The sequence below is a fragment of the Nocardioides sp. P86 genome, from assembly GCF_023712465.1.
In the GTDB taxonomy this organism is placed as follows: Bacteria; Actinomycetota; Actinomycetes; order Propionibacteriales; family Nocardioidaceae; genus Nocardioides; species Nocardioides kribbensis.
Map to the genome: position 1 here is coordinate 267,629 of NZ_JAMAYE010000003.1, position 25,559 is coordinate 293,187.

A 25,559-nucleotide genomic window follows, 5' to 3' on the forward strand; every position below is an offset into this window, starting at 1 on the left:
CTGTCGGTATGACGACCCTCCAGGACTTCTCCGCGCGCAGCATCGACGGCCACGACGTCGACCTCTCGACGTACCAGGGCCAGGTGGTGCTGGTGGTCAACACGGCCTCGCAGTGCGGCTTCACCCCGCAGTACCAGGGCCTGCAGCAGCTCCAGGACAGCTACGCCGGCCAGGGCTTCGCGGTGCTCGGCTTCCCCTGCGACCAGTTCGGCAACCAGGAGCCCGGCGACGACGCGGAGATCGCCGGCTTCTGCGAGCGCAACTTCGGCGTCAGCTTCCCGCTCTTCTCCAAGATCGAGGTCAACGGCGACGGCGCCCACCCGCTCTTCCAGTGGCTCAAGGACGAGAAGTCGGGCCTGCTGGGCGGCAAGATCAAGTGGAACTTCACCAAGTTCCTCATCGGCAAGGACGGCCAGGTGCTCGGTCGCTACTCCCCGACCACCAAGCCGGAGAAGATCTCCAAGGACATCGAGAAGGCCCTCGCCCGGTGACTGTCTTCACCGCGAGGACCTCCGCCGAGGCCGTCGTGGCGGCGCCGCGCCAGGCGATCTGGGACGCGCTGACCGACCCCGACACCCTGGCCTCGCTCACGCCCTTCCTCAAGCGGATCACGCCCGAGGGCGACTCGCACTGGCGCTGGGAGATGACCGGCCTCGACGTGCTGCCGATCGAGGTCGCGCCGGTCTTCACCGAGAAGATGGAGTTCGTCGAGCTCGAGCGCATCGACTTCCACCACGACCCGCCGGCCGGTCGCACCGAGCGCACCGCGGTGACGGGGTGGTACGTCCTGAAGGAGGTCGAGGGGGGCACCCACCTGGCCACCAGCCTCGAGATCGCCCTCGACCTGCCGCTGCCCAAGCTCTCCTCGAAGGTCGTCACCACCGCGATGCGCGGCGTCATCGACCAGATGGGCGACCGCTTCTCCCGCAACCTGCTCGACCACCTCGGGATCGACCCGAAGGCCTGACCCCGGCGCGGACCTGACACGCACACGGGCCCCGGTGACCAGCAGGTCACCGGGGCCCGTCGTACGCCGGGGCGCTGCGGTCAGGAGCGGGTGCGCTCCTCCTCGGAGCGGTCCGCGGCGAGGTGGCCGCGGGCCGCGTGGGCGCCACCGTGGTGGGCGGCGTCCTCGGTGTCGGCGACGGCGCCCGCGTGGGCCCCGCCGGCCGCGACGCCGGCCGGGCGGCCGAGCTTCTCGCCCTCGACGTCGACGTCGGGCAGGATGCGGTCGAGCCAGCGCGGCAGCCACCAGGCCTTCTCGCCGAGCAGGTAGAGCAGCGCGGGCACGAGCACCATGCGCACGACGAAGGCGTCGAAGACGATGGCGATGGCCAGCGCGAAGCCCATGGACTTGATGATCGGGTCGTCCTCGAGCATGAAGCCGGCGAAGACGGCGGTCATGATCGTGGCAGCCGCGGTGACGACGCGGGCGCTGTTGCGGAAGCCGTCGACCACGGCCTCGCGGGTCGTCATGCCGTGCACGTGGGCCTCGCGCATCCGGGTCACCAGGAAGACCTGGTAGTCCATCGCCAGGCCGAAGACCACCCCGATGAGGAAGATCGGGATGAAGCTGACGATCGGCTGGCCCTCGAAGATGCCGAAGGCGCCCTCCTGGAAGATCGCGACGGTGGCGCCCAGGGTGGCCAGCACCGAGAGCAGGAAGCCCAGCGTGGCGGTGAGCGGCACGAGGATCGAGCGGAAGACGATCATCAGCAGGATGAAGGCCAGCCCGATCACGATGACCAGGTAGATCGGCAGGGCGTCGGCCAGTCGGTCGGAGACGTCGGTGGTGATGGCGGTCAGGCCGGTGACGCCGGTGGTGGTGCCGGTGGAGGCCTCGATGTCGGACTGCCCGTCGCGCAGGGCGGTGAGCAGGTCCTGGGTGTCGGGGTCGTCGGGGCCGGAGGCCGGGGTGATCTGCACGAGCGCGCCGGTGGGCGCCGACGCCGGGTCGGCGGGGTCGGCCGTCGGGTCGGCGTTGGTGGCGACGATCTGGGCGTTGACCACGTCGTCCTGGCCCGCGGCCCAGGCCGCGACCTCGCCGAAGGCGGCGTTGCGGTCGGCGGCGGCCACGTCGCGGGCGTCGACCACGACGAGCAGCGGTCCCTCGCGGCCGGCGCCGAAGGCCTCGGCCATCAGGTCGGAGGCCTGGCGCTGGGTGGTGTCGGTGGAGGCCGTGGAGTCGGTGGGGAAGGCCAGGCGCAGGTCCTTGAGCGGGATCGCCAGGGCGCCCAGGGCGACCACGACGAGCAGCACGAAGGCGACGGGTCGCTTGCCGAGCACGCGCGCCCAGCGCACGCCGTTGTTGAGCAGGCGCCCGTCGGCCTCGCGCTTCGGGGCGTAGCGGCGCACGCGGCCGCCGAAGGACTTCGACTTCAGCATGCCGAGCACGGCGGGGAGCAGGGTCAGCGCGATGAGCACGGCGATGAAGACCGTGGCGGCGGCGGCGACGCCCATGGCGGTGAGGAACGGGATCCGCACGACCGAGAGCGCCGAGAGCGCGATGAGCACGGTCAGGCCGGCGAAGACCACCGCGGAGCCCGCGGTGCCGACGGCGCGGCCGGCGGCCTCCTGCCGGTCGTCGGTGTGCTCGAGCTCGGTGCGGTAGCGGGCGAGGATGAAGAGCGTGTAGTCGATGCCGACGGCCAGGCCGATCATCACCGCGAGCACGGGGGTGAAGGAGCTGACGTCGACCAGGGCGGTGGCGGCGGTGATGCCGAGGCTGCCGATGGCCACGCCCACGAGGGCGATGAGGATGGGCAGGCCCGCGGCCACGAGCGAGCCGAAGGTCAGCAGCAGCACGACCAGGGCGATGCCGACGCCGATCAGCTCGGCGGTGCCGCCCGGAGCGGTCTGGGTCTGCGAGCCGGCGCCGTTGGCCTCGACCACCAGGCCGCCGTCACGGGCGTCGTCCATGACCGACGTGAGGTCGTCGATGGTGGTGGGCTCGACGTCGGCGACGGTGTCGACGTCCCAGGCGAAGGTGATGAGTCCGACGCGGCCGTCGGAGGACAGCGGCGAGACGGCGGCGGCGTCGGCGCGCGCGGCGTCGACGTCGCCCCCGGACTGGCGCGCCTGCTGCACCAGCTGCTGCTCCTGGCCGGCGGCCACCTGCACCGGGTTGCCGAGGCCGGGGTTGGTGGCCTGCGGGTCCTCGGGCAGCTGCGGCAGCCCCGACAGCGCGGCGACGAGGTCGTCCACGGCGCCCGACCACTGCGGGTCGCTGAGGCTCTCGCCCTCGGGTGCGGCGACGACCACGGTCACGTTGGCCTGGTCGAAGGCGTCGGTGGCGCCGGGGAAGAGCTCGGCCTGCAGGTCGGCGGCCTGCTCCGAGGGGATCCCGGGGATCGAGAAGGAGTCGGAGGTGGGCTTGGCGAAGCCGGCCGCTAGCGCGCCGATGGCGAGCAGCACGGCGACCCAGCCGGCGATGAAGAGCGGCCAGCGGCGGAAGGCCGTCGTGCCGAGGCGGTGGAGCAGGGTGGCCATCGAGGTCTCCTGGTCGGGGTGGGGAAGGGACGAGCGGGTCAGGGGTACGCCGCAGGGGCGGGGACGCCGGCGGGCCGGCGCCGTGGTCAGGCGAGGAGCGCGCGCGCGGTCGCGAGGTGGTCGCTGAAGACGTCGGCCAGGGGCCGGTCGGGCACGTCGGGCGCGCCGTCCCCGTCGGACCCGTCGGTCCCGCCGGCGCCACGGCCCTCGGCGGAGGGGTCGAGCACGAGGGAGGAGTCGAAGACCGCGACCAGCAGTCGCATCAGCAGCCGGGCCCGCGCCCGGCCGAAGTCGGCGCCCTCGCGGGCCAGGATGTGCTCGACGAGGGCCTCGGAGAAGGCCTCGAAGCGCTCGTGGGCGGTGACGATCAGCCGCGGGTTGGCGAAGAAGACCCGCTGGCTCAGCTCGAGCTGCTCGCGGCTGAGGCCCTCGTCGGTGAAGATCACGCGGGCCAGCTCGCCGAGGTCGTCGACCAGGTCGCCGTGGGGCCCGCCGGCCTCGAAGGTGGCCAGCGCCGAGGCGGAGAGCACCGGCATGTTGCCGAGCACGGCGTCGAGCTTGCTCGGGAAGTAGTTGAAGAGGGTGCGGCGCGAGACCTCGGCGGCCTCGGCGAGGTCGTCCATGGTGAAGCCGTCGAGCCCGTGCGCCTCGGTCAGCTGCTGGGCGCAGTGGTTGATGTGGTGCTCGGTGCGTCGACGCTTCGACGCCCGCAGCGTTGCACTCTCGAACATGGAGTGCATTCTTGCACTATCGTCCAAGAAGTGCAGAAAGGTGACGACGGTCACTTCTGGTCGTTGCGGCCGCAGGTGACTTGCTGGTAACCCCGTGCCGGGTCGACAGTGACCCCGTGACCTCCCGTGCCGCCACCACGTCGTCGTACTCGATCACCATGCGCCTGCACACGGCGCCCGACCACGGGGTGGTCGGAGCGGTCGCCACCGCGATCGCCCAGGCCGGCGGCATCGTCATGGCCGTCGACGTCGCCGAGTCGAGCCACGAGCGCCTGGTCGTCGACGTGACCTGCTCCGCGGGCGACGCCGACCACGCCAAGCTGCTCGAGCAGGCCGTCGACGCCGTCGACGGCGTCACGGTGCACAAGACCAGCGACCGCACCTTCCTGCTGCACATCGGCGGCAAGATCGAGGTCCGCTCGAAGGTCCCGATGCGCAACCGCGACGACCTCTCCATGGCCTACACCCCTGGGGTGGGCCGGGTCAGCATGGCCATCGCCGAGCACCCCGAGGACGTCTGGCGCCTGACCACCAAGGGCAACACCGTCGCCGTGGTCACCGACGGCTCGGCCGTGCTGGGGCTCGGCAACATCGGCCCCGGCGCCGCCATGCCGGTGATGGAGGGCAAGGCGGCGCTCTTCAAGCGCTTCGCCGACATCGACGCCTGGCCCATCTGCCTCGACACCCAGGACACCGACGAGATCGTGCGCGCGGTCGAGATGATCGCCCCCGGCTTCGGTGGCATCAACCTCGAGGACATCGCCGCCCCCCGCTGCTTCGAGATCGAGCGCCGCCTGCGCGCCAGCCTCGACATCCCCGTCTTCCACGACGACCAGCACGGCACCGCCATCGTCGTGCTCGCCGCCCTCACCAACGCGCTGCGCGTGGTGAAGAAGCAGCTCGCCGACGTGCGCGTCGTCGTCTCGGGCGCCGGCGCCGCCGGCACGGCGATCGTCACGCTGCTGCTCGCCGCGGGCGCCGTCGACGTGGTCGTGTGGGACCGCGAGGGCTGCCTGTCGCGCGACGACGAGTCGCTGCCGCCGGCCAAGCACGAGCTGGCCCAGGTCACCAACCCGCGCCTGGTGCGCGGCGACCTGCACGACGGGCTCACCGGCGCCGACGTGTTCATCGGCGTCAGCGGTCCCAACCTGCTCGACCCGCTGTGGATCAAGGACATGGCCGACGACGCCGTCGTCTTCGCCCTGGCCAACCCCGACCCCGAGGTCGACCCCGCCGAGGCGGAGAAGTACGCCGCGGTCGTCGCCTCGGGCCGCTCCGACTACCCCAACCAGATCAACAACGTGCTGGCCTTTCCCGGCGTCTTCCGCGGCCTGCTCGACGCGCGCGCCTCCGACGTCACCCTCGACATGCTGCTGCGCGCCGCCGAGGCGATCGCGCTCGTGGTCAAGGACGAGGAGCTCAACCCCAACTTCATCATCCCCACCGTCTTCCACCCCGACGTGCCCAAGGCCGTCGCCGACGCGATCCGCGGCTGACCCCGCGGCTGCCCCGCGGCCGGGCGCCTCAGTCGGGGCGCACGGCCAGCTCGTCGACGGGGCGGATCTCGACGACCTCCTCGAAGGCGGCCTCCACCGCGGTGGTCGAGCCGCTCTCCACGGTGACGGCGTAGGGGTAGCCCTGCAGCATGAGCGTGCGTGAGCTGCGCCGGTCGCCGGCCTCGTCGAGCCAGACCCAGGCGGCGTCCTGGCCGTCGTAGCCCGGCACCTCGGTGCGGTTCTCCCGGCCGTGGCGCTGGTCGAAGAAGCGCAGGGCGGCGCGCTGGCCGGTCAGCTCGTTGTAGGTGACCACGACCGGGAGGTCGTCGACGACCACGTCGCACTGCCACATGGTGGGGCGGTTGAACTGCGGGTTGCGGAGCAGGAAGTCGCGGCAGGTCTGCTCGTCGGGGCGGAACGACGGGAACACCCACTCCAGGCCCTCGACGCCGGTGGGCAGCTCGCACCCGGCGTCGGTGACCCGGCCGTCCCAGCAGGTCTCGGTGGCGGCGGCGAGGGCCTCGCCGCGCTCGCCGGAGACCGCCCGCTGCACGACCAGTCCGGCGGCGACCAGCAGCACGACGAGCGGCACCACCACCGAGACCACGCCCCAAGCGCCCGTGGGGGAGGCCGCCAGCGGGGGCGGCTCGCCGACGAGCGGGTCCTCGACGTCGGGGGCGGACCCGTCGCCCGTCACGTCGTGCCCGTCGGCCTCCGACCCGCCGGCGGTGCTCGCGGTGCTTGCGGTGCCGGCGAGCGGGCGGACAGCGCCGGGGCGGGGCGTGCCGCAGTTGAGGCAGTACCGCGAGGCGCCGAGCTCCTCGCCGCAGGTGGCGCACTCGGCGCCCGGCTGCGCCTGGGTCTCCGGCATCGGGCCTCCTGTCGTCTGCGCGCCATTGTGACCGACGACCCTGGCGCACGTCCGGAGAAGGTGCAGGTCGACCGGGGCCCGGTGCTCGCGGCGTCTGCTCCGTCCCGGGGACCCGGGCGCCCGAGCGGGCGTAGGGTCGCCGGCATGACGCCCCGGCCCACCGCGCCGTCCCCCTCCGCCGCACCCCCCTCGGGTCGGCGTCGCAGCACGGCCGCGGCGCTCGCGGCGGCTCTCGCGGTCGGGACCCTCGCGTCCTGCGCCACCGGCGGCGCGCCCGACCGCGAGCGCGCCACGGCCCGTGTCGTCGCGGCCGGCACGGCCCCGACCTCCGCCAGCACGGCCCCGGTGGCGGGTGACGGCACCGCCCGGGTGCTCGCGGTCTCCCTCGACGGCTTCAACGTCGCCGCCCTCGACCGGCTCGGTCGCGACCGGACGCCGGTGCTGCACCGGCTGCTGCGCGAGGGCGCGGCCACCACCCACGCCCGCACCGAGCGGGAGCTGACCGACACCCTGCCCAACCACACCGGCATGCTCACTGGGCTGCGGGTCGACGCCGACCGCGGCGGCCACGGCGTGACGTGGAACGTCGAGCGCCCCGGCACGACCGTGCAGGAGGCGGCGGGGCGCCCGGTCGGCTCGGTCCTCAGCGCCGCCCACGACGCGGGCCTCACCACGGCGCTCTTCGCGGGCAAGGCGAAGTTCCGCCTTTTCGACGACTCCTGGCCCGGCGCGGTCGACACCTTCGTGCTCGACGAGCGGCCGCGCTCGCTCGTGGCGCGGGCGGCGGCCGACCTCGCCGAGACCGACCGCGACCTGACCTTCGTCCACGTCGCCCTGCCCGACCTGGTGGGCCACGCGGAGGGCTTCATGGGTCCGGCCTACCTCGACGCGGTGGCGCGCACCGACCGTCTCGTCGGGCGGCTCCTCGCCGCGCTGGCCGCCGATCCCGAGGACGCCGCCGAGGTGAGGGTCGTGCTCACCGCCGACCACGGCGGTCGCGGCCCGGGGCACTCCGACCCCACGAGGTTCGTCGACTACCGGGTGCCGTTCCTGGTGTGGGGCCCCGGCGTCGCCGCGGGCGACCTCTACGCGCTCAACCCCGACTACCGCGACCCCGGCCGCAGCCGTCCGTCGTACGACGGGGCGCAGCCGGTGCGCAACGGCGACCTGGCCAACGTCGCCCTCGACCTGCTGGGTCTGCCGGCGCTGGCCGGCAGCCTCCTCGACGCCGAGCAGGACCTCGACTGGGAGTGACCCCGCACCGCACGCGCGGGTCGCTCAGCGGGGGAGGGAGGCCCACCAGGCCGCGCCGACGACGCCGGCGCGGTTGCGCAGCCGGGCCGGGACGATCTCGGTGTCGAGGTCGAGCAGCGGCAGGAACTCCTCCGAGCGCTTGCTGATGCCGCCGCCGACGACGATGAGCTCGGGGGAGAAGAGCCGCTCCAGCGTGCGGTAGTAGCGGGTCAGGCGCTTCGCCCACTGCTCCATGCTGAGGTCCTCGGCCTCGCGCACGCTGTTGGCCGCGCGCGACTCGGCGTCGTGGCCGTCGACCTCGAGGTGGCCGAGCTCGGCGTTCGGCACGAGCACGCCGTCGTGGACGAGCGCGGAGCCGATGCCGGTGCCGAGGGTGGTCACGATGACCAGGCCGCTGCGGTCGCGGGCGGCGCCGTACCTCACCTCGGCCAGGCCGGCGGCGTCGGCGTCGTTGACCACGTGCACCTCGCGACCGGTGGCCGCGGTGAAGAGGGCGTCGGCGTCGGTGCCGATCCAGGAGTCGTGGATGTTGGCGGCGGAGCCGACCACGCCGCGCCGCACGACCCCGGGCACGGTGACCCCGATGGGTGCGTCGGAGGGCTCGAACTGCGCGAGCAGGTCGACGAAGACGGCGGCGACGGCCTCGGGGGTGGCGGGCCGGGGGGTCTTGATCCGCACGCGCTCGGCGGCGAACTCCCCGCGCGCGGTGTCGACGGGGGCGCCCTTGATGCCCGTGCCGCCGAAATCGATGCCGAAGGGGTGCTGGTCGTGGCTCACCGGGCTCATTGTGCCGGGCGCGGCGTCCCGGGCGCCGACGGACCCCGTTCGCTTTACATCGCAGAGCCTCTTGTCAAGCGGCTTGACAGTCCCTAGGGTTCTGTCAACCCGATGTCGTGATCGGGGTCACCCCCTGGAGGACGCGATGCCCACGAACCCCCGCACGAGCCCGCCCGCACCCGGCACCCCCGAGTCGATCCCGCACAGCACGGTGCCGGCCGCGTCGACCGAGCAGTGGAAGGACGGCAAGCGCTACCTGTGGCTCATCGGCCTCGTCGTGCCGTCGCTGGCCTTCGTCGCGCTCGGAGGATGGGCGGCGACCGGGTGGGGCGTGTGGCTGTGGATCGGCCCGATCATCGTGCTCGGACTCGTGCCGGCGATCGACCTCGTCGCCGGGCTCGACCGCACCAACCCGCCCGACGACGCGATCGAGGCGCTGGAGAAGGACCGCTACTACCGCTGGATCACCTACCTCTTCCTGCCCATCCAGTACCTCGGGTTCGTGGCGGCCTTCTACGTCATCGCCCGCGGCGCCCCCTTCGGCCTCGGCGAGCTCGGCACCGTCGGCGCGGTCGGGCTGGCGATCACCATCGGCACGATCGGCGGCATCGGCATCAACACCGCCCACGAGCTCGGCCACAAGCGCGAGGAGAACGAGCGCTGGCTCTCCAAGGTCGCGCTGGCCCAGAGCTTCTACGGCCACTTCTACATCGAGCACAACCGCGGCCACCACGTGCGCGTCGCGACCCCGGAGGACCCCGCCTCCTCGCGGCTCGGGGAGACCTTCTACGCCTTCTGGCCGCGCACCGTCTCCGGCGGCGTGCGCAGCGCCTGGAGCCTGGAGCGGAAGCGCTACGCCCGCAAGCAGCAGCACCCCTTCCGGCCCGGCAACGACGTGCTCAACGCCTGGGTGATGTCGCTGGCGCTGTGGGGCGCCCTCGTCGCGTGGCTCGGGTGGTCGATCCTGCCCCTGCTCGTGCTCCAGGCCGTCGTCGGCTTCTCGCTGCTCGAGGTCGTCAACTACATGGAGCACTACGGCATGCTGCGCCAGAAGGTCGGCGCCCGGCAGCGCTACGAGCGCGTCGACCCCTCGCACTCGTGGAACTCCAACAACATCGCCACCAACGTGCTGCTCTACCACCTGCAGCGCCACAGCGACCACCACGCCAACCCGACGCGGCGCTACCAGACCCTGCGCGACTTCGAGGAGAGCCCGGTGCTGCCGACGGGCTACGCCGGGATGATCGTCCTCGCCCTCGTGCCGCCGCTCTTCCGCCGGGTCATGGACCCCCGCGTCCTGGCCCACTTCGACGGCGACGTCACCCGCGCCAACGTGCACCCCTCGAAGCGCGAGCACTACCTGGCCCGCTACCCCTCCGCCGCCGCCCGCGCCGAGCAGGCGGCCACCGCGGCGGCGCTCACCGGCGGGGCGGTCGACGCGATGCCCGGCGCGGTCGCCGAGGAGGTGCTCGCCGCCCGCTGCCCCGGCTGCGGCCACACCTACGAGGTCGAGAAGGGCAACGAGCTGGAGGGCTTCGCCGCCGGCACGGCCTGGGCCGACATCCCCGACGACTGGTGCTGCCCCGACTGCGGCGTGCGCGAGAAGGTCGACTTCGTGCCGCTGTCCACCGCCGAGGCGGCCTGAGCCTCCCCGCCGGCGCGCCCGCCTCCGCCGACCCGGTCCCCCCGGTCGGGTCGATCCGGTCGGGCTGGTCGGGTCGGTCGGGCTGGTCGGGTCGGTCCGGGAGCCGCTGGTGGGCCTTCCTAGACTGACCGGCATGGAGTCCTCGGGCGCGCGGGTGGGGTCGGCGGGCGACGCGGGCCCGGTGCGGCGTACGGCGGGCAGCACGCGCGACCGCGTGGTCGAGGCCGCGGTCGAGCTCACTGCGGAGGTGGGCTGGTCGCGGGTCACCATGGCCCGGCTGGCCGACCGGGTGGGTGTGAGCCGGCAGACGGTCTACAACGAGGTCGGCACCAAGCCGGGCCTGGCCGAGGCGATGATCCTGCGCGAGCTCGAGCACTTCCTGGCGCTGGTGTCCTCCGCCTTCGACGACCACCCCGAGGACCTGGTGGCCGCGATCCACGACTCGGCGCTGCTGGTGCTGCGCAACGCCCACGGCAACCCCCTGCTGCACGCGGTCGTCTCGGCCACCCACGGCGCCGACACCGAGCTGCTGCCGCTGCTCACCACCCACGCCGAGTCGCTGCTCGCCGTGGCCAAGACCGTGGTCGGCGAGCGGCTGCCGCCCTACGGTCTCGACCTGCCCGGTGAGCGCCTCGACGCCGCGATCGACATGGTCGTGCGGCTGGTGCTGAGCCACGTCATGCAGCCCACCGCGACCCCCGAGGCCTCCGCCGACGCCATCGCCTGGGTCTCCGCCCGGGTGCTGCGGCCCTAGCCGCACCGGGCGGGCGCGCCGGCCCTTCGCGGGTGCGACGGGCCGGGTGGGATGTCGTGCGAAGGGTGGATGCGCCTCCTCGGTCCGCATGACGTCCGCACGAGGCGGGTCGTGGACGGGTGGGGTCAGGCGGCGCGGTCGCGGGCGAGCTCGACGGCGTCGCGGAAGGCCCGGGCGACGTAGCCCGGCACGGCCAGGCCGTCGCGGTGGGCCCACAGCAGCTCGGTCTCGACGCGGGCCACCCGGGTGGCGAAGTCGTCGGGCGCGTCGGCTACGCCGAGGGAGCCCATGACGGCGCCGAAGTCGCCGCGCTGGGCCGCGTCGTTGGCGCCGACCGGGGCGAAGGAGAGCGTGCGCAGGCGGCGCACCAGCCAGCGCTGCCACGGCGCCAGCGCCGACCACAGGTCGCGTGCGGAGAGCTGGTAGAAGGCGTAGTGGCCAGGCTCCTGTCGCCGGATCGGGGCGATCAGGGTCTCGCTGATCGCGTGCTCGCCCATCTCGGCGACCCCGTCGTGGAGCAGGTTGTAGGCCAGCACGGCGGAGCGCTCGGTGGCCATGCCGGTGAGGTAGTAGAGCATCCGGCAGACGTCCTGGAAGGCCGGCAGGTGGGCCAGCGCGCCCAGCACGCGGAGCTTGGCGCCGACCGAGTCGAGGTCGGGCGTCGCCGGTGCCCGGCCGAGCCTGACCTGCAGCTCGTCGAGGACCGCTCCGTGGCGGGTCTCCTGCGGGTGCCAGACGTCGCGGTAGAACACGACGTCGATCTCGGGCGGGTCGGGCAGCATCGTGGTGATCTCGAGGACGTTGCGGTCGACCTCGAGCTCGACGCGCGCCATGTAGTCGAGCACGTGGCCGAAGCGCCGCTCGAGCTCCGCGGGATGGCGCACCGTGAAGTCGACGGTGGCCGGGTCGATCGGCGGGTGCTCCTCACCGAGACGGGCGACGTGCTCGGCCAGCCGTCGCGGGGTCGAGGTCGTGCGCACGCACCACACCCTAGGACGGGCGCCCCCCGCCCGGGTCGATCCGGGCGGGCGAGCCCGCCCGGCGTGGCGGGTAGGACGTCATGCGCAGGGTGGAGGCGCAGGCACGGTCCGTAGGACGTCCGCGGCGCCGGGGCGGGGGTGGCGCCGGCGGGACGCCCGCGGGGGTGCCCCGGGGGCGCAGCCCCTACGGTGGGCCCATGACCGTCGAGCCCGCCGCGGGAGGCGTCGCGCGCACCAGCCCCGCCGGTCGCCGCGTGGTCGCGGCGGCGGTGCTCGGCTCGGGTCTGACCATGCTCGACGGCACCGTGGTCAACGTGGCGCTGCGCTCGATCGGGGAGGACCTCGACGCCAGCCTGGCCCAGCTGCAGTGGGTCACCAACGGCTACCTCCTCGCCCTGGCCAGCCTGATCCTGCTCGGCGGCTCGCTCGGTGACCGGCTGGGGCGGCGCCGCGTCTTCGTGGCCGGCACGATCGGCTTCGCGCTGGCCAGCCTGCTGTGCGGCCTGGCGCCGACCCCCGAGGTGCTGGTCGCAGCCCGCGTCGCCCAGGGGGTCGCCGCGGCCGCGCTCGCCCCCGGCAGCCTGGCCATGATCCAGGGCGCGGTGCGCCCCGCCGACCGCGCGGCCGCCATCGGCACCTGGACCGGTCTCGGCGCGATCGCCGCCGCGGCCGGGCCCTTCGTCGGCGGTCTGCTGGTCGACCACGCCTCGTGGCGGTGGGTGTTCCTGGTCAACCTCCCGCTCGCCGCGGCCACCATGTGGCTGGCCCGCGGCGTGCCCGAGACCCGCGACCCCCACGCCGCCCCGCGGCTCGACTGGGCCGGGGCGGCCCTGGCCACGCTGGGGCTGGCGGGCGCGACGTACGCGCTGATCGAGTGGGGCCGGCCGCTGGCGCCCGCGGCGGCTGCGGTCGGGGTGGCGGGGCTGGTCGCCTTCGTCGTGGTCGAGCGGCGCGAGCGCTGGCCGATGCTCGAGCCCGGGCTCTTCGCCGACCGCACCTTCGCCGCCGCCAACGCGATGACGCTGCTCGTCTACGGCGCGCTGGGCGCCATGACCTTCTTCCTCACCCTGCAGCTGCAGGTCGTGGGCGGCTACACCGCGCTGCAGGCCGGTCTCGCGAGCCTGCCGCTCACCGTGTGCATGCTGCTGCTGGCCTCCCGCGGCGGGGCCCTCGGCGCCCGCACCGGGCCCCGGCTGCCGCTCAGCCTCGGTCCGCTCGTGATGGCCGCGGGCGTGCTGCTGCTGCTCGGCGCGGGGGAGCGGCCCTACGTCGTCGGCGTGCTGCCCGGCATCACCGTGTTCGGCCTCGGCCTGGCGCTGCTCGTCGCGCCGCTCACCGCCACCGTGCTGGCGGCCGCCCCCGACGAGCACGCGGGCGTCGCCAGCGGCGTCTCCAATGCCGTGGCCCGCGCCGGCACGCTGCTCGCCGTGGCCGCGCTGCCGATGGCGGTGGGCCTCGGCGGGGAGGAGTACGCCGACCCCGCCCTCCTCGACCCCGCCTTCGGCCGGGCCATGCTGGCCTGCGCCGGGCTGCTCGTCGCCGGCGGCGTGCTGTCGTGGCTCACCGTGCGCGCCGACGTGCTCCGCGCCCCGGTGCGCTGACCCGGTGGGCTGACCCGGTGCGCTGGCGGCACTGGACGTGGCGCCGCTGCGTCTTACTGACCGTTGCGACCACTACCTGACCGTCAGGACGCCCGCCCAGAGGGCGCAACGGTCAGTAAGAGCGGCGGGCGGCCCCGTCCGGTCGGCCCGCGGCGACGAACACCCGTCGAGGCGCACGACGTGCGGGGATCGTGCCCGCCGTCACAGCACGCCGCCTACGCTGGGGCAGGGGAGGGATCGACGTGAGGACGCTGCACCTGGGAGCACCGCTGCGCCACCGGCGCACGGCGGCCGGGCCCGCGCGCCGTCGGGCTGCCGCGGCCGCGCTCGTGGCCCTCGGGCTGCTGCTCGCGGCCTGCGGCCAGGACACCGGTGGCGACCCTGCCGCCGACCCGACGCCGGCCGGCGCCTCGACGACCGCCGAGCCCGGCGGGCCGGGCAGCGACGCGCCCGGCGACGACACCGACGACGGTGCGGATGACGGTGCGGGCGAGGGCTCCGGCGCGGCGCCCGCGCTCGACCCGGCCTTCGCGGTGGAGGCGCCGGGCCCCCTGGAGGGCCCGCCGCAGTACGCCGACATCCTCGTCGTCGCCCAGGACACCATCGACCCCGAGACCGTGGCCGCGATCGACGACCTCGACGACGTCTCGGTGGAGTCGATGTCCCTGGCCCAGGCCAGCATCGAGGGCAAGGTGCTCAACGTCGCGGTCGTCGACCCCGCGAGCTACCGCGCCTGGACCACCCAGCCCAGCCCGGAGGCCCAGGAGGTCTGGGACCGCGTCGCCGCCGGCGAGGTGGCCGTGGCCTCCGACCTGGAGAAGAAGCTGCCCACCGACGACGACGGCTTCCTGCGGCTGGGCAGCGCGGAGGACTCCGAGGAGGTCCACGTCGGGGCCTTCGCGCCCCAGATCCCCAACGCCGTCGACGCGGTCGTCAACGAGAAGTGGGGGGCGGCGATCGGCGCCAAGCCGGCCAACGCCCTGCTCGTCTCGACCGGCACCACCGCCCCCGACCGGGTGGTGGGGCCGCTGCAGCGGATGCTCCCGGGGCAGACGTCGATCCAGCGTCTCGACGTCGTGGCCACCCTGGGCCTCGACATCGACGCCGCCCAGACCGCCTTCGTCGTCGGCGCCGTCGCCGACGCGGTCGGCACCTTCAACTACACCGTCATCGGCGGCGGTCGCATCGCCCCCGAGCCGTCGTGGGTCTCCACCCACATCGTCACCGCCGACGTGCCGATCCTCGGCTCGGTGACCTGCAACAAGGCGATCATCCCGCAGCTCACCGCGGCCCTGCGCGAGGTCGTCGAGCGCGGCCTGGGCGACAAGATCATCCCGGGGCAGTACGGCGGCTGCTACTACCCCCGCTTCATCGCCGGGTCGACCGCGCTGTCCAACCACTCCTTCGGCCTGGCCCTCGACTTCAACGTGCCGGGCAACCTGCGCGGCACCGTCGGCGAGATCGACCGCGGGGTCGTCGACATCTTCAAGAAGTGGGGCTTCACCTGGGGCGGCGACTGGAGCTACACCGACCCCATGCACTTCGAGGCCAACCGGATCGTCGACCCGCGCTGAGCCCCGACCGGGCGGTCGCGCCGCGCAGCCCGCTCGGCCTGCTCAGTCCGTTCAGTGGCCGAGCAGCGCCTCGCGCACGGCGGTGGCGGCCATCGCCATGGTGGTGCGGGCACGGGCGGGGTCCTCGGTGAGGAAGTAGTGGTCGACCCCGGGGGTCACGTCGTGCACGACCGGCACCCCGGCCTCGCGCAGCCGCTGGGCGAAGCGGTCGCCGTCGCGGCGCAGCGTGTCGCGCTCGGCGGTCATCACCACCGCCGGGGGCAGCCCGGCCAGGTCGGGGGCCAGCAGGGGCGAGGCGTACGCCGCCGAGCGCGTGGCCGGGTCGGGGAAGTAGACGCGCCGCACCAGCGCGCGCAGCGAGGGCGAGATCATGCCCGCGCCGGTGGGCAGGTCGCTGGCCAGGTCGAGGGCCGGCACGCCGAGCAGCTGCAGGCGCGGGGTGAAGGAGCCGGTGTCGCGGGCCATCAGGCACACCGCCGCGGCCATGCCGCCGCCGGAGGAGAAGCCCCCGACCGACACGGGGTCGCCGCCGTCGGCGACCCACGCGGCCACGTCGTGGCTCTCCTCCTGGGCCACGGGGTAGGTGACGTAGGGGCCGGTGCGGAAGTCGACGTTGAGCACGCGCACGCCGGCGGTGGCGGCGAGGTAGCGGCACCACCAGTCGTCCATCGCGGCGTGGCGCATCAGCCACGCCCCACCGTGGAGGTGCACGTGCGCGGGGCCCGAGCCGTGCGTGGCCGCGGGCGCGACGTACTCCATGACGCGGACGTCGCCGTGACGCGTCGGCACGCGCAGGCGGGTCGGGGCGGGCAGGTCGGAGCCGGCGAAGCGCAGGTCCTCGCCGTAGCGCACCGTCCAGCGGGCCGTCGCGTGCATGAGCGTGGCCTGGACGCGGTCGGCGAGCCTCATGGGGGTGCTTCGACGCCGCGGGCGTGACGGATGGCACGGCGATGGGCGCGGCGAGGGGCGCCGGGGTCGGCGCGGGTGGCTACGGTGCCCCCATGCGCGCAGTCCAGGTCGTCGACACCACCGGTCCCACCCACCTCGAGATCCGCGACGTCGCCGAGCCGACGCCCGGGCCCGACGACGTGCTGGTGGAGGTGCACACGGTCGGCATCTCCTTCCCCGACCTGCTGCTGAGCCGCGGGGAGTACCAGCTCAAGCCCGAGCCGCCCTTCACCCTCGGCGTCGACTTCGCCGGCGTCGTCGTCTCCGGGCCCGAGGGCTACGAGCCCGGCACCCGGGTGGCCGGCGTCGGACCTTACGGCGGCGCCGCCGAGCTGGTCGCCAGCCCCGCGATCTTCACCTTCCCCGTGCCCGACGAGGTCTCCTTCGACGAGGCCGCGGCGCTGCCGATGAACTACCTCACCGCGCAGTTCGCCCTCGACGAGCGCGGCGGCCTCCAGGCCGGGGAGACCGTGCTGGTCCACGGCGCCGCCGGCGGGGTCGGCACCGCGACGATCCAGGTGGCCAAGGGCATGGGCGCCCGCACCATCGCGGTGGTCTCGACCGAGGAGAAGGCCGCCGTCGCCCGCACCGCCGGCGCCGACGAGGTCGTGCTGCTCGACGGGTTCAAGGACGCCGTGCAGGAGCTCACCGGCGGCGCCGGGGTCGACGTGGTGGTGGACGTCGTCGGCGGCGACGTCTTCACCGACTCCCTGCGCCTGCTCGGCGCCCAGGGCCGCCTGCTCGTGGTCGGCTTCGCCGCCGGCCAGGGCATCCCCCAGGTCAAGGTCAACCGGCTGCTGCTCAACAACACCGACGTCCGCGGCGTCGGCTGGGGCGCCTACGCGATGAGCCGACCCGGTTACATGCACCAGCAGTGGGAGAAGCTCGCCCCGATGATGGCCTCGGGCGTGGTGAAGCCTCCCGTGGGCGCGACCTACGCCCTCGAGGACTTCGGCCGGGCGCTCGTCGACATGGACGAGCGGCGCACCCTCGGCAAGTCGGTCGTGCGGATGCGCTGAGGCCCGCCTGTCGGCGGCCGGTGACCGGCCGTCGGCCGCGGGTCAGGCCAACGGGGTCAGCGGGTGGATGGCCACCTCGCCGACGAGCGCCGCGCCGAGCACCTCGAACGCGCGGGCGATGTGGGCGGTCTGCATGTGGGCGTCGAGGTCGGCCTGGCTGCGCCAGGTCTCGACGGTGACGAAGACACCGGGGGCGGTGGCCGACTCGTAGGCGGTGTAGGCCAGGCAGCCGTCCTCGGCGCGCGTGGCGGTGACCAGCTCGGCCAGCCCGGCCTGCACCGCCTCCCGGTGGGCGGGGTCGGTGGGGATGGTGGCGACGACCTGCAGCTCGGAGCTCATGCCCGGACCGTACTCCCGCGCGGCACCGCTCCCGGCGCGTCGCGACCGCGCGTGCCGTCGGGGCGCCCGCGGACGCGGCCCGCGGTCCCGCTGCGGTGTCGTCGGCCCTTCCTCCGCCCGCTGCGGCCGTGCGGGTGACGGGGTGGCGCAATTGCGTGGTTGGGGCAGTCCTCGGGGGGGCGGGGTCGCGTGGATCGCGCAGACCCCTGCGGTGGGGGTGCCGGGGGAGCGCAATTGCGTGGTTGCCGCCCTCGCCGGGCACGGTGGGTCGCGTGGGCGCCCCGCGTCGTGTGGATCGTGACGATCCGCGGCCGTGCGGATGTGGGGGTGGCGCGATTGCGTGGTTGGGGCAGTCCTTGGGGGTGGCGGGTGGCGTGGATCGCGCAGACCGCTGCGATGGGGGTGCCGGGGGAGCGCAATTGCGTCGTTGGGGCAGTCCTCGGGGGTGGCGGGTCGCGTGGATCGTGCAGACCGCTGCGGTGCTGGTGCCGGGGAGCGCAATTGCGTGGTCGGTGTGCTCCACCGGCGCGCGCCACCCGCCGGCACCGGGCCGGCCCGCGAGATGATGGCGCCATGACCCACGACGACGGCCACGACCACGCCGCGGACCACCAGCACCACGACCGGCCCCACGACCACGACCAGCCCGGTCCCTTCGCCGACCTGGGCGACGAGGAGCGGATCCGCCGGGCGGGCCACATCATCCTCGACGGCGTCACCGCCGCCGACGCGCAGGGCGTCGACCCCGACGTCGACCCGATGGAGCTGGCCTTCTCCCACCTGCTGGAGATCGAGGCGATCGCGCTGGCCTTCGACGAGGCGGCCGAGGAGGTCGAGCTCGACATCTCGCCGCTGATGGGCGGGGTGATGCTCGTCGTGCGCCGTCTCGTCGCCGAGCTCGCCGTGCGCGAGGGCGTGAGCCAGGAGAGCGTCGTGATGGCCGTGCGCGCCGCGATCGACGACGCGGTCTGACCCGGCCGAACGCTCGCGGCCACCGCCCGGCGACCGCCCGGCGCGCCCCCGGCGGGCGCGACCCGCACCGGTCGCGTGCCCGCGGTCGGGGCGCCCGGCTAGGGTCGCTGCGTGAGCATCCTCGACGACGCCCGCGCGGGCATGGACCCTGCCACCCGCCCCCAGGACGACCTCTTCGGCCACGTCAACGGCCGGTGGCTGGAGGAGACCGAGATCCCCTCCGACCGCTCCAGCTGGGGGCCGTTCGTGCAGCTGGCCGACGCGGCCGAGCAGCACGTGCGCACGATCGTGGAGGAGCTCGCCGCGGGCGAGCCCCGCGACGACGACGCCCGCAAGATCGGCGCCCTCTACGCCTCCTTCATGGACACCGAGACCATCGCCGCCCGCGGCACCCGCCCGATCCAGCCGCTGGTCGACGCGGTCGCCGGCCTGCGCGACGTGCGTGACCTGGCCGCCTTCCTGGGCGAGTTCGAGCGGATCGGCGGCCACGGCCTCTTCGGGTCCTACGTCGACACCGACAGCCGCGACTCCGACCGCTACCTCTTCCACCTGGGCCAGGGCGGTCTCGGCCTGCCCGACGAGTCCTACTACCGCGACGAGAAGTTCGCCGAGACCCGCGAGAAGTACGTCGCCTACCTCACCCGCCTGCTCGGCCTGGTCGGTCACGCCGACCCCGCCGGCGCCGCGGCGACCGTGCTGGCGGTCGACACCCGCATCGCCGCCGGCCACTGGGAGCGCGCCGAGACCCGCGACGTGCAGAAGACGTACAACCTGCTCACCCACGACGACCTCCTGGCGCTGTGCCCGGCCTTCGACTGGGACGCCTACGTCACCAACCTCGCCGGCCCCGGCATCGACCAGGCCCTCGTGCTGGCCGAGGTCTGCGTGCGCCAGCCCTCGTTCTTCGAGCACCTCTCCTCGGTGCTGACCGAGGTTGACCTCGACGACTGGCGCCCGTGGCTGCTCACGCACGTGCTGCGCTCGGCCGCGCCGTACCTCACCGACGACTTCGTGGAGGCCAACTTCGACTTCTACGGCCGCACCCTCAACGGCACGCCCGAGCTGCGGGCGCGCTGGAAGCGCGGCATCGCGCTGGTCGAGGGCGCGATCGGCGAGGCGGTGGGCAAGGAGTACGTCGCACGCCACTTCCCGCCGGCCTCCAAGGCGATGATGGACGACCTGGTCGCCAACCTGCTCGCGGCCTACCGCGAGTCGATCGCGGCGCTGGACTGGATGACCGAGGAGACCAAGGAGCGGGCCTACGAGAAGCTCGCGACCTTCCGGCCCAAGATCGGCTACCCCGACCGCTTCCGCGACTACTCCCGTCTCCAGGTCACCCCCGACGACCTCATGGGCAACGTCGCCGCCACGTCGGCCTTCCAGACCGACCGCGAGCTGGGCAAGCTCGGCGGGCCGGTCGACCGCGACGAGTGGTTCATGCTGCCGCAGACCGTCAACGCCTACTACAACCCCGGCACCAACGAGATCTGCTTCCCCGCGGGCATCCTGCAGAAGCCGTTCTTCAGCCCCGACGCCCACCCGGCGGAGAACTACGGCGGCATCGGCGCGGTCATCGGCCACGAGATCGGCCACGGCTTCGACGACCAGGGCGCGCAGTACGACGGCGCCGGCAACCTCAACGACTGGTGGACCGCCGACGACAAGGCCGCCTTCGAGGTCAAGTCGCAGGCGCTGGTCGAGCAGTACGCCGCCTTCGAGCCGCGCGCCCTGCCGGGTGAGAAGGTCAACGGCTCGCTCACCGTCGGCGAGAACATCGGCGACCTGGGCGGCCTGACCATCGGCCACAAGGCCTACGTCATCTCCACCGGCGGCGCGGCCAGCGTCGAGGACCGCGAGCGGCTCTTCCTCAACTGGGCCTTCGTGTGGCGCACCAAGCGCCGCGTGGAGCAGGAGCGGCAGTACCTCACCATCGACCCGCACTCCCCGCCGGAGTTCCGCGCCAACATCGTGCGCAACCTCGACGAGTTCCACGAGGTCTTCGGCACCCGCGAGGGCGACGGGCTGTGGCTCGACCCCGCCGACCGGGTCAGGATCTGGTGAGCCGGCCGTGACCGCCGGGCCCGGGGCCTCGGGCGGCGGCCTCGGCGAGGACGTCGTCGACGCCGTGCTCGCACACATGAACGACGACCACGCCGAGGACTCGCTGCGGATCGTGCGCGCCCACGGCTACCCCGCGGCGACGTCGGCGGAGATGACCTCGGTCGACGCCCACGGCGGCACGTGGCACGTCGTCGACGCCACGGGGGAGGCCTCGCTGCGGGTGGCCTGGCCCGGCGGTCCGGTCACCGAGCGGGCGCAGCTGCGACGCGAGGTCGTCGCGCTGCACGAGGCCGCCCGGGCCGCGCTGGGCGGCTGAGCCGGCGCGCAGCGGCGTGCGGGCCCGGGGGTGCGCCGGGCGGGCGGTCCTGTGGACGGCGGCCCCCGGGCCGTCGGCGGACGCTGGTAGACAGGCCGCATGAGCGCAGCAGCCACCGAGGCCACCCCCGCCGAGGTCCGTCACGAGGCCGAGGCCCACCTGCGCGCCCTGGTCGGCCGCGACGACGCCGTGCTGCGCGAGGACCAGTGGTCGGCCATCGAGGCGCTCGCGGTCCACCGCCGGCGCGCGCTGGTGGTGCAGCGCACCGGCTGGGGCAAGTCGGCGGTCTACTTCGTGTCCACCCTGCTGCTGCGCTCGCGCGGCGCCGGGCCCACGGTGATCGTCAGCCCGCTGCTGGCCCTCATGCGCAACCAGATCGCCGCCGCCGAGCGCGCCGGCATCCGCGCGGTGACCATCAACTCCACCAACATCGGCGACTGGGAGCCGATCCACGACGCGATCAACGCCGGCGAGGTCGACGTCCTGCTCGTCAGCCCCGAGCGGCTCAACAACCCCGGCTTCCGCGACGAGGTGCTGCCCCGGCTGGCCGCCACCGCCGGCCTGCTGGTGGTCGACGAGGCCCACTGCATCTCCGACTGGGGCCACGACTTCCGCCCCGACTACCGCCGCATCCGCACGATGCTCGACGACCTGCCCGAGGGCATCCCGGTGCTCGCCACCACGGCGACGGCCAACGAGCGCGTGACCGAGGACGTCCAGCAGCAGCTGGGCCGCGACGTGCTCGTGCTGCGCGGCTCGCTCGACCGCGAGTCGCTGCGCCTGGGCGTCGTGCGGCTGCCGACCGCCGACCAGCGGCTGGCCTGGCTGGCCGACCACCTCGCCGAGCAGCCCGGGTCGGGCATCGTCTACTGCCTCACCGTGGCGGCGACCCAGGAGATCGCCGACTACCTGCGCTCGCGCGGCCACGAGGTCGCGGCGTACTCCGGGCAGACCGAGCCCACCGAGCGCCAGGCCCTCGAGAGCGACCTGATCGCCGGCAAGGTCAAGGCGCTCGTGGCCACCAGCGCGCTCGGCATGGGCTTCGACGCCACGCTCGGCTTCGTGGTCAACATGGGCGCGCCGTCCTCGCCGGTGTCGTACTACCAGCAGGTCGGCCGCGCCGGGCGCGGCACGAGCGAGGCCACCGTGGTGCTCCTGCCCGCCACCGAGGACCGCGACATCTGGGCCTACTTCGCCTCCCTCGCCTTCCCCCGCGAGGAGCTGGTGCGTCAGACCCTGGAGGTGCTGGCGCAGGAGGGCCGGCCGATCAGCACCGCTGCGCTCGAGCCGCGCGTCGAGCTCAACCGCACCCGCCTGGAGACGATGCTCAAGGTCCTCGACGTCGACGGCGCCGTGCGCCGGGTGCGCGGGGGCTGGGAGTCGACGGGGCAGGAGTGGAGCTACGACGAGGAGCGCTACGCCCGCGTGCGCGAGGCCCGCGAGCGCGAGCAGCGGGCGATGCTGGACTACCTCGACACCGACCGCTGCCGCATGTGGTTCCTGCGCGACCAGCTCGACGACCCGGCCGCCGAGCCGTGCGGGCGCTGCGACAACTGCGGCGGGCTGACCCTGTCGAGCGCGGTGTCGCAGGCCGCGGTGGAGGAGGCCCAGCAGCGCCTGGCCCGGCCCGGTGTGCCGATCGCGCCGCGCAAGATGTGGCCGGTGGGCATGGACCGCCTCGGCGTCGAGCTCAAGGGCAAGATCGCCGCGGCGGCCGAGGAGGGCCGCGCGGTCGCGCGGCTCACCGACCTCGGCTACGGCCAGGCCCTGCGCGAGCTGTTCCGCCCCGAGAGCCCCGACGGGCCGGTGCCGGTGCCCCTGGTGCGCGCCGTGGTGGAGGTGCTGGGTGACTGGCGTCCCCCGGTGGACGGCATCGTCGTGGTCGAGTCGGCCACCCGACCGACCCTGACCGCCGACCTCGCCGACGGCCTCTCGCGCTACCTCCAGGTGCCGGTGCTCGGGCGCTGGGCCGTCGTCGACCCCGACGTCGCGCCCGGCAAGGGCTCCATGAACTCCGCCCAGCGCGTCGCCGCCGTCGGTCGCCGCAGTGCCCTGGAGGCCGAGCCCGGCGCGCTCGAGGGCCGCTCCGTGCTGCTCGTCGACGACCTCGTCGCCACCGGCTGGAGCCTCACCCTCGCCGCCCGGGCGATCCGCGGCGCCGGCGCCGCCGCCGTCCACCCGCTCACGCTGGCCGCGCAGGCCTAGGCCCGCCCCGGGCCCCAGCCCCAGATCCCGCCCGGGCCGTTGCCCGGGGCGGCGAGCCCGCGTGGTCGTGACCCGCCCGTGACGCCGGGGCACTACCGTCACCGGGCATGACCCCGCGACCCGCCGGCCCCCGCAGGACGAGCCGCGCCCGGCGCCGGGGCGAGGGATCGGCGGGCCGTGGACCGGGGCCGGTCGCCGCGGTGAGGGGGTCGGGCCCCGTCCGCACCGGGCCCGACGGCGCCTCGCGGAGAGGCTGGTCCGCCGCGATCGCGACCCTGACCCTGACCGTGGCGCTGACGGCCTGCGGCGGCGGCGCCGGCCCGGCCGACCGGTCCGACGACGAGCGCCCCACCGCCGAGGCGACGACCCCCCGCGCCCTCGCGGCAGCGGTGATCGACCACGTCGGGCGTCCGGCGTCGGCCGCGGCGCCGCTCTTCCGCCGCGACGGCGTACCGAGCGGTGCCCTCGGGGTGGAGGTGGCCTTCCCCGACGACCGCGGGATCAGCACCCACGTCAGGGTCGTGGTCAGCCGGCGCACCGAGGCCTTCGAGCGTTTCACGTGCAACAGCCGGGCCACGCGGTTCGCCACCGGCTGTGAGGAGTCGAGTCCCGGAGGCGTGCGCACCGCGCTCAGCTGGGAGGCGGGCTACCCCGAGGAGGATCCCGGCTCCCTCAGCGTGGCCGGCCTCCACGACGGCTGGACCGTCACGATCAGCAGCCACGGACCGTTCTTCGAGGAGGAGCTCGGTGACGAGCGGGCCCTGGCCGACCGGTTGGTCGACCTCGCGGCCGATCCCGCCGTCGGCTTCCGCACCAGCGCGTCCTACGTCGAGGCCGGCGCGGCGATCGGCGACGACGTGTGGCTCGACTACTACGGGCAGGGCAACGGCTACCCGCCGCCGCCTGAGCTCAAGGACCCCGGCGCCACCGGCTGACCGGCTGCGGGGACCGGCCGACACCGCGGCGACCGGCTTGCGGCCCGCCCGGCAGCGGGTGGCCGCGGGGCCGCCGTACGGCGTGTCGCGTGACGCCGGGCCGTCGGTGTGGGAGCAAGGACCATGCGCCTCCTCCCCGCGGCTGCGGCCGCCGCCCTCGTCCTCGGGGTCGCCGCCCCGCTCGCCCTCACCGCCCCGGCGTCGGCCGTCACGGTGGTCGTCACCGACCCGACCGGTGACGCAGGCGGCGTCAAGCGGCTCGACGTGACCCGGGTCAAGGTCGCCAACGACGACCGCCGCGTCGTCGTGCGCACGACCTTCGCCGCCGACCGGTCCGGGGTGCTGGTCGTGAGCCTGGACCCCCGCGGCGACACCGGGCTGAGGCTGGTCGCCCGCAAGAACGGCAGCGGTGACGTGAGCGCCGAGGTCGTGGAGGGCGCCTTCACCGACCGCGAGCCCACCGAGGCGCCGCTGGAGTGCGACGGGCTGCGGCTGCGCTGGGCCGACGACGTCGCGCGGCTGTCGATGCCCTCGACGTGCCTGCACGACGGCGACTACGGCGCCGTCCGGTTCTCCGTGCTCACCGAGCGCGCGGGCGGCGGCGACTCCGACGAGGCGCCGCAGACCGCGCAGGGCGAGATCGGGAGCTCGGTCTGGATCCCGCGCGGCTGACACGGGCCGCCGCCCCGACCGGGCGGGGGCTCCAGCCCCTAGAGTCGCGGGCATGCGCTTCGGACTGACGATCCTGCCCGAGCTGCCCTGGGCCCAGCTGCGCCCGCGGTGGGAGGCCGCCGAGGCCATGGGCTTCGACCACGCCTGGACCTACGACCACCTCGTGTGGGGCGGTCTGCCGGAGTCGCCGTGGTACGGCACGACGCCGACCCTCACCGCGGCCGCCCTGGTCACCGCGCGGATCGGTCTGGGCACCTTCGTCTCCTCGCCCAACTTCCGGCACCCGGTGGCCCTGCACCGCGACGTGCAGTCGCTCGACGACGTGTCGGGCGGCCGCTTCCTGCTCGGCGTCGGCACCGGGGGCGACCTCGACTCGCGCATCCTCGGCGGCGAGGAGCTCAGCACCCGGGAGCGGGTCGACCGGTTCCAGGAGTTCGTCGAGCTGCTGGTGCGGCTGCGCACCGAGGACCACGTCGACGCCGACGGCCGGTGGTTCTCCGCGCGCGACGCCCGCACGCTGCCACCGCTGCGCGACGTGCCCCTCGTGGTGGCCGCCAACGGCCCGCGCTCGCTGCGCTTCGCCGCCCGCACCGGCGACGCGTGGGTCACCACGGGTCCGCGCGTGGACACCCTCGACGCATGGTTCGACGGCCTCGACCAGGCACGGCGGACCCTCGAGGAGGCGCTGGTCGAGCACGGTCGCGACCCCGCCGAGGTGCCGCGCTACCTCAACCTCGACTCGGCACCGCAGTTCTCGCTGGAGAGCGCCGGCGTCTTCACCGACATGACGGGGCGGGCCGCGGAGCTCGGCTTCACCGACGTCATCACGCACTGGCCCCGCCCCGACGGCCCCTACGCCGGCGACGAGGCGGTCCTCGAGCAGGTGGCCGCCGACGTGCTGCCGGCCCTGCGCGGCTGAC

The 25,559-nt window shown here is 74.4% G+C and carries 23 protein-coding genes; 16 read left to right on the forward strand and 7 right to left on the reverse strand.

Annotated elements, in window-relative coordinates; genetic code table 11:
• Positions 1-8: 8 nt before the first annotated feature.
• Complete coding sequence (locus tag M3673_RS14710) at positions 9-491, forward strand: glutathione peroxidase (RefSeq protein WP_193661688.1); 483 nt, start codon at positions 9-11, stop codon at positions 489-491.
• A complete protein-coding gene (locus tag M3673_RS14715) occupies positions 488-967 on the forward strand; it encodes a CoxG family protein (RefSeq protein ID WP_056865139.1) in 480 nt (159 codons plus the stop codon). Before M3673_RS14710 ends, M3673_RS14715 begins: the two co-directional genes overlap by 4 nt.
• 80 nt (positions 968-1,047) lie before the next feature.
• Here the strand turns inward: M3673_RS14715 and M3673_RS14720 are convergent, their stop codons facing one another.
• Both M3673_RS14720 and M3673_RS14725 read right to left on the reverse strand, forming a co-directional pair.
• Complete coding sequence (locus M3673_RS14720; protein WP_193661686.1) at positions 1,048-3,489, reverse strand: MMPL family transporter; 2,442 nt, start codon at positions 3,487-3,489, stop codon at positions 1,048-1,050.
• 86 nt (positions 3,490-3,575) lie between these two features.
• Positions 3,576-4,220 carry a TetR/AcrR family transcriptional regulator gene (locus M3673_RS14725; protein ID WP_251534503.1) on the reverse strand — a complete coding sequence of 215 codons (645 nt, stop codon included), beginning with the start codon at positions 4,218-4,220 and terminating at the stop codon, positions 3,576-3,578.
• Between the two features lie 158 nt (positions 4,221-4,378).
• Between M3673_RS14725 and M3673_RS14730 the strand changes: the two genes are divergently transcribed.
• Positions 4,379-5,716 carry an NAD-dependent malic enzyme gene (locus M3673_RS14730; RefSeq protein ID WP_251535275.1) on the forward strand — a complete coding sequence of 446 codons (1,338 nt, stop codon included), beginning with the start codon at positions 4,379-4,381 and terminating at the stop codon, positions 5,714-5,716.
• Between the two features lie 28 nt (positions 5,717-5,744).
• Here the strand turns inward: M3673_RS14730 and M3673_RS14735 are convergent, their stop codons facing one another.
• Positions 5,745-6,587, reverse strand: a complete 843-nt coding sequence (locus tag M3673_RS14735; protein ID WP_251534504.1) for a hypothetical protein — start codon at positions 6,585-6,587, stop codon at positions 5,745-5,747.
• Between the two features lie 144 nt (positions 6,588-6,731).
• Here M3673_RS14735 and M3673_RS14740 point away from each other — a divergent pair, with 144 nt between their 5' ends.
• The gene (locus tag M3673_RS14740) at positions 6,732-7,841 is read left to right on the forward strand and encodes an alkaline phosphatase family protein (RefSeq protein ID WP_285839563.1); all 1,110 of its coding nucleotides are present in this window, start codon (positions 6,732-6,734) and stop codon (positions 7,839-7,841) included.
• Positions 7,842-7,865: 24 nt separating this feature from the next.
• On the opposite strand, the gene ppgK is transcribed toward M3673_RS14740, so the two are convergent.
• Positions 7,866-8,618 (reverse strand): polyphosphate--glucose phosphotransferase, encoded by a 753-nt coding sequence (gene ppgK, locus M3673_RS14745; RefSeq protein ID WP_374108210.1) that lies wholly within the window; start codon positions 8,616-8,618, stop codon positions 7,866-7,868.
• 145 nt (positions 8,619-8,763) lie between these two features.
• Between ppgK and M3673_RS14750 the strand changes: the two genes are divergently transcribed.
• Positions 8,764-10,263 (forward strand): fatty acid desaturase, encoded by a 1,500-nt coding sequence (locus M3673_RS14750; protein ID WP_308196154.1) that lies wholly within the window; start codon positions 8,764-8,766, stop codon positions 10,261-10,263.
• A gap of 133 nt (positions 10,264-10,396) precedes the next feature.
• Positions 10,397-11,017, forward strand: coding sequence for a TetR/AcrR family transcriptional regulator (locus M3673_RS14760; protein ID WP_193661680.1), 621 nt, complete (start codon positions 10,397-10,399; stop codon positions 11,015-11,017).
• 125 nt (positions 11,018-11,142) lie between these two features.
• On the opposite strand, the gene M3673_RS14765 is transcribed toward M3673_RS14760, so the two are convergent.
• A complete protein-coding gene (locus M3673_RS14765) occupies positions 11,143-11,997 on the reverse strand; it encodes a GTP-binding protein LepA (RefSeq protein WP_251534508.1) in 855 nt (284 codons plus the stop codon).
• A 197-nt stretch (positions 11,998-12,194) separates the two neighbouring features.
• Between M3673_RS14765 and M3673_RS14770 the strand changes: the two genes are divergently transcribed.
• The gene (locus M3673_RS14770; protein WP_251534510.1) at positions 12,195-13,598 is read left to right on the forward strand and encodes an MFS transporter; all 1,404 of its coding nucleotides are present in this window, start codon (positions 12,195-12,197) and stop codon (positions 13,596-13,598) included.
• A 242-nt stretch (positions 13,599-13,840) separates the two neighbouring features.
• Entirely contained in the window at positions 13,841-15,172 is a 1,332-nt protein-coding gene (locus tag M3673_RS14775) for a M15 family metallopeptidase (RefSeq protein ID WP_251534512.1), read from the forward strand.
• A 51-nt stretch (positions 15,173-15,223) separates the two neighbouring features.
• On the opposite strand, the gene M3673_RS14780 is transcribed toward M3673_RS14775, so the two are convergent.
• Positions 15,224-16,081, reverse strand: coding sequence for an alpha/beta fold hydrolase (locus M3673_RS14780; protein ID WP_251534513.1), 858 nt, complete (start codon positions 16,079-16,081; stop codon positions 15,224-15,226).
• 92 nt (positions 16,082-16,173) lie between these two features.
• Here M3673_RS14780 and M3673_RS14785 point away from each other — a divergent pair, with 92 nt between their 5' ends.
• Complete coding sequence (locus M3673_RS14785) at positions 16,174-17,139, forward strand: NADPH:quinone oxidoreductase family protein (protein ID WP_251534515.1); 966 nt, start codon at positions 16,174-16,176, stop codon at positions 17,137-17,139.
• Positions 17,140-17,181: 42 nt separating this feature from the next.
• Here M3673_RS14785 and M3673_RS14790 read toward each other — a convergent pair whose 3' ends face one another.
• The gene (locus M3673_RS14790; RefSeq protein ID WP_056865145.1) at positions 17,182-17,478 is read right to left on the reverse strand and encodes a putative quinol monooxygenase; all 297 of its coding nucleotides are present in this window, start codon (positions 17,476-17,478) and stop codon (positions 17,182-17,184) included.
• Between the two features lie 573 nt (positions 17,479-18,051).
• Here M3673_RS14790 and M3673_RS14795 point away from each other — a divergent pair.
• From M3673_RS14795 to M3673_RS14825, 7 genes are all read left to right on the forward strand, one after another.
• The gene (locus tag M3673_RS14795) at positions 18,052-18,450 is read left to right on the forward strand and encodes a hypothetical protein (protein ID WP_251534517.1); all 399 of its coding nucleotides are present in this window, start codon (positions 18,052-18,054) and stop codon (positions 18,448-18,450) included.
• A 111-nt stretch (positions 18,451-18,561) separates the two neighbouring features.
• Positions 18,562-20,511 (forward strand): M13-type metalloendopeptidase, encoded by a 1,950-nt coding sequence (locus tag M3673_RS14800; RefSeq protein WP_308196155.1) that lies wholly within the window; start codon positions 18,562-18,564, stop codon positions 20,509-20,511.
• A 7-nt stretch (positions 20,512-20,518) separates the two neighbouring features.
• Positions 20,519-20,827, forward strand: a complete 309-nt coding sequence (locus M3673_RS14805) for a DUF2470 domain-containing protein (protein ID WP_251534519.1) — start codon at positions 20,519-20,521, stop codon at positions 20,825-20,827.
• A gap of 99 nt (positions 20,828-20,926) precedes the next feature.
• Positions 20,927-23,032 carry a RecQ family ATP-dependent DNA helicase gene (locus M3673_RS14810; RefSeq protein WP_251534521.1) on the forward strand — a complete coding sequence of 702 codons (2,106 nt, stop codon included), beginning with the start codon at positions 20,927-20,929 and terminating at the stop codon, positions 23,030-23,032.
• Positions 23,033-23,139: 107 nt separating this feature from the next.
• Positions 23,140-23,967 carry a hypothetical protein gene (locus tag M3673_RS14815; protein ID WP_251534523.1) on the forward strand — a complete coding sequence of 276 codons (828 nt, stop codon included), beginning with the start codon at positions 23,140-23,142 and terminating at the stop codon, positions 23,965-23,967.
• Positions 23,968-24,090: 123 nt separating this feature from the next.
• The gene (locus M3673_RS14820; RefSeq protein ID WP_251534525.1) at positions 24,091-24,639 is read left to right on the forward strand and encodes a hypothetical protein; all 549 of its coding nucleotides are present in this window, start codon (positions 24,091-24,093) and stop codon (positions 24,637-24,639) included.
• A 52-nt stretch (positions 24,640-24,691) separates the two neighbouring features.
• Positions 24,692-25,558 carry an LLM class flavin-dependent oxidoreductase gene (locus M3673_RS14825; protein ID WP_251534527.1) on the forward strand — a complete coding sequence of 289 codons (867 nt, stop codon included), beginning with the start codon at positions 24,692-24,694 and terminating at the stop codon, positions 25,556-25,558.
• The last annotated feature ends 1 nt before the right edge of the window (position 25,559 follow it).

Coding starts and splice junctions, on each gene's coding strand:
- M3673_RS14730 (WP_251535275.1), top strand. CDS start 4,379: ATGCGCCTGCACACGGCGCCCGACCACGGGGTGGTCGGAGCGGTCGCC.
- M3673_RS14795 (WP_251534517.1), top strand. CDS start 18,052: ATGACCCACGACGACGGCCACGACCACGCCGCGGACCACCAGCACCAC.
- M3673_RS14740 (WP_285839563.1), top strand. CDS start 6,732: ATGACGCCCCGGCCCACCGCGCCGTCCCCCTCCGCCGCACCCCCCTCG.
- M3673_RS14820 (WP_251534525.1), top strand. CDS start 24,091: ATGCGCCTCCTCCCCGCGGCTGCGGCCGCCGCCCTCGTCCTCGGGGTC.
- M3673_RS14710 (WP_193661688.1), top strand. CDS start 9: ATGACGACCCTCCAGGACTTCTCCGCGCGCAGCATCGACGGCCACGAC.
- M3673_RS14750 (WP_308196154.1), top strand. CDS start 8,764: ATGCCCACGAACCCCCGCACGAGCCCGCCCGCACCCGGCACCCCCGAG.
- M3673_RS14815 (WP_251534523.1), top strand. CDS start 23,140: ATGACCCCGCGACCCGCCGGCCCCCGCAGGACGAGCCGCGCCCGGCGC.
- M3673_RS14770 (WP_251534510.1), top strand. CDS start 12,195: ATGACCGTCGAGCCCGCCGCGGGAGGCGTCGCGCGCACCAGCCCCGCC.
- M3673_RS14760 (WP_193661680.1), top strand. CDS start 10,397: ATGGAGTCCTCGGGCGCGCGGGTGGGGTCGGCGGGCGACGCGGGCCCG.
- M3673_RS14785 (WP_251534515.1), top strand. CDS start 16,174: ATGCGCGCAGTCCAGGTCGTCGACACCACCGGTCCCACCCACCTCGAG.
- M3673_RS14725 (WP_251534503.1), bottom strand. CDS start 4,220: ATGTTCGAGAGTGCAACGCTGCGGGCGTCGAAGCGTCGACGCACCGAG.
- M3673_RS14780 (WP_251534513.1), bottom strand. CDS start 16,081: ATGAGGCTCGCCGACCGCGTCCAGGCCACGCTCATGCACGCGACGGCC.
- M3673_RS14810 (WP_251534521.1), top strand. CDS start 20,927: ATGAGCGCAGCAGCCACCGAGGCCACCCCCGCCGAGGTCCGTCACGAG.
- M3673_RS14735 (WP_251534504.1), bottom strand. CDS start 6,587: ATGCCGGAGACCCAGGCGCAGCCGGGCGCCGAGTGCGCCACCTGCGGC.
- M3673_RS14790 (WP_056865145.1), bottom strand. CDS start 17,478: ATGAGCTCCGAGCTGCAGGTCGTCGCCACCATCCCCACCGACCCCGCC.
- M3673_RS14825 (WP_251534527.1), top strand. CDS start 24,692: ATGCGCTTCGGACTGACGATCCTGCCCGAGCTGCCCTGGGCCCAGCTG.
- M3673_RS14720 (WP_193661686.1), bottom strand. CDS start 3,489: ATGGCCACCCTGCTCCACCGCCTCGGCACGACGGCCTTCCGCCGCTGG.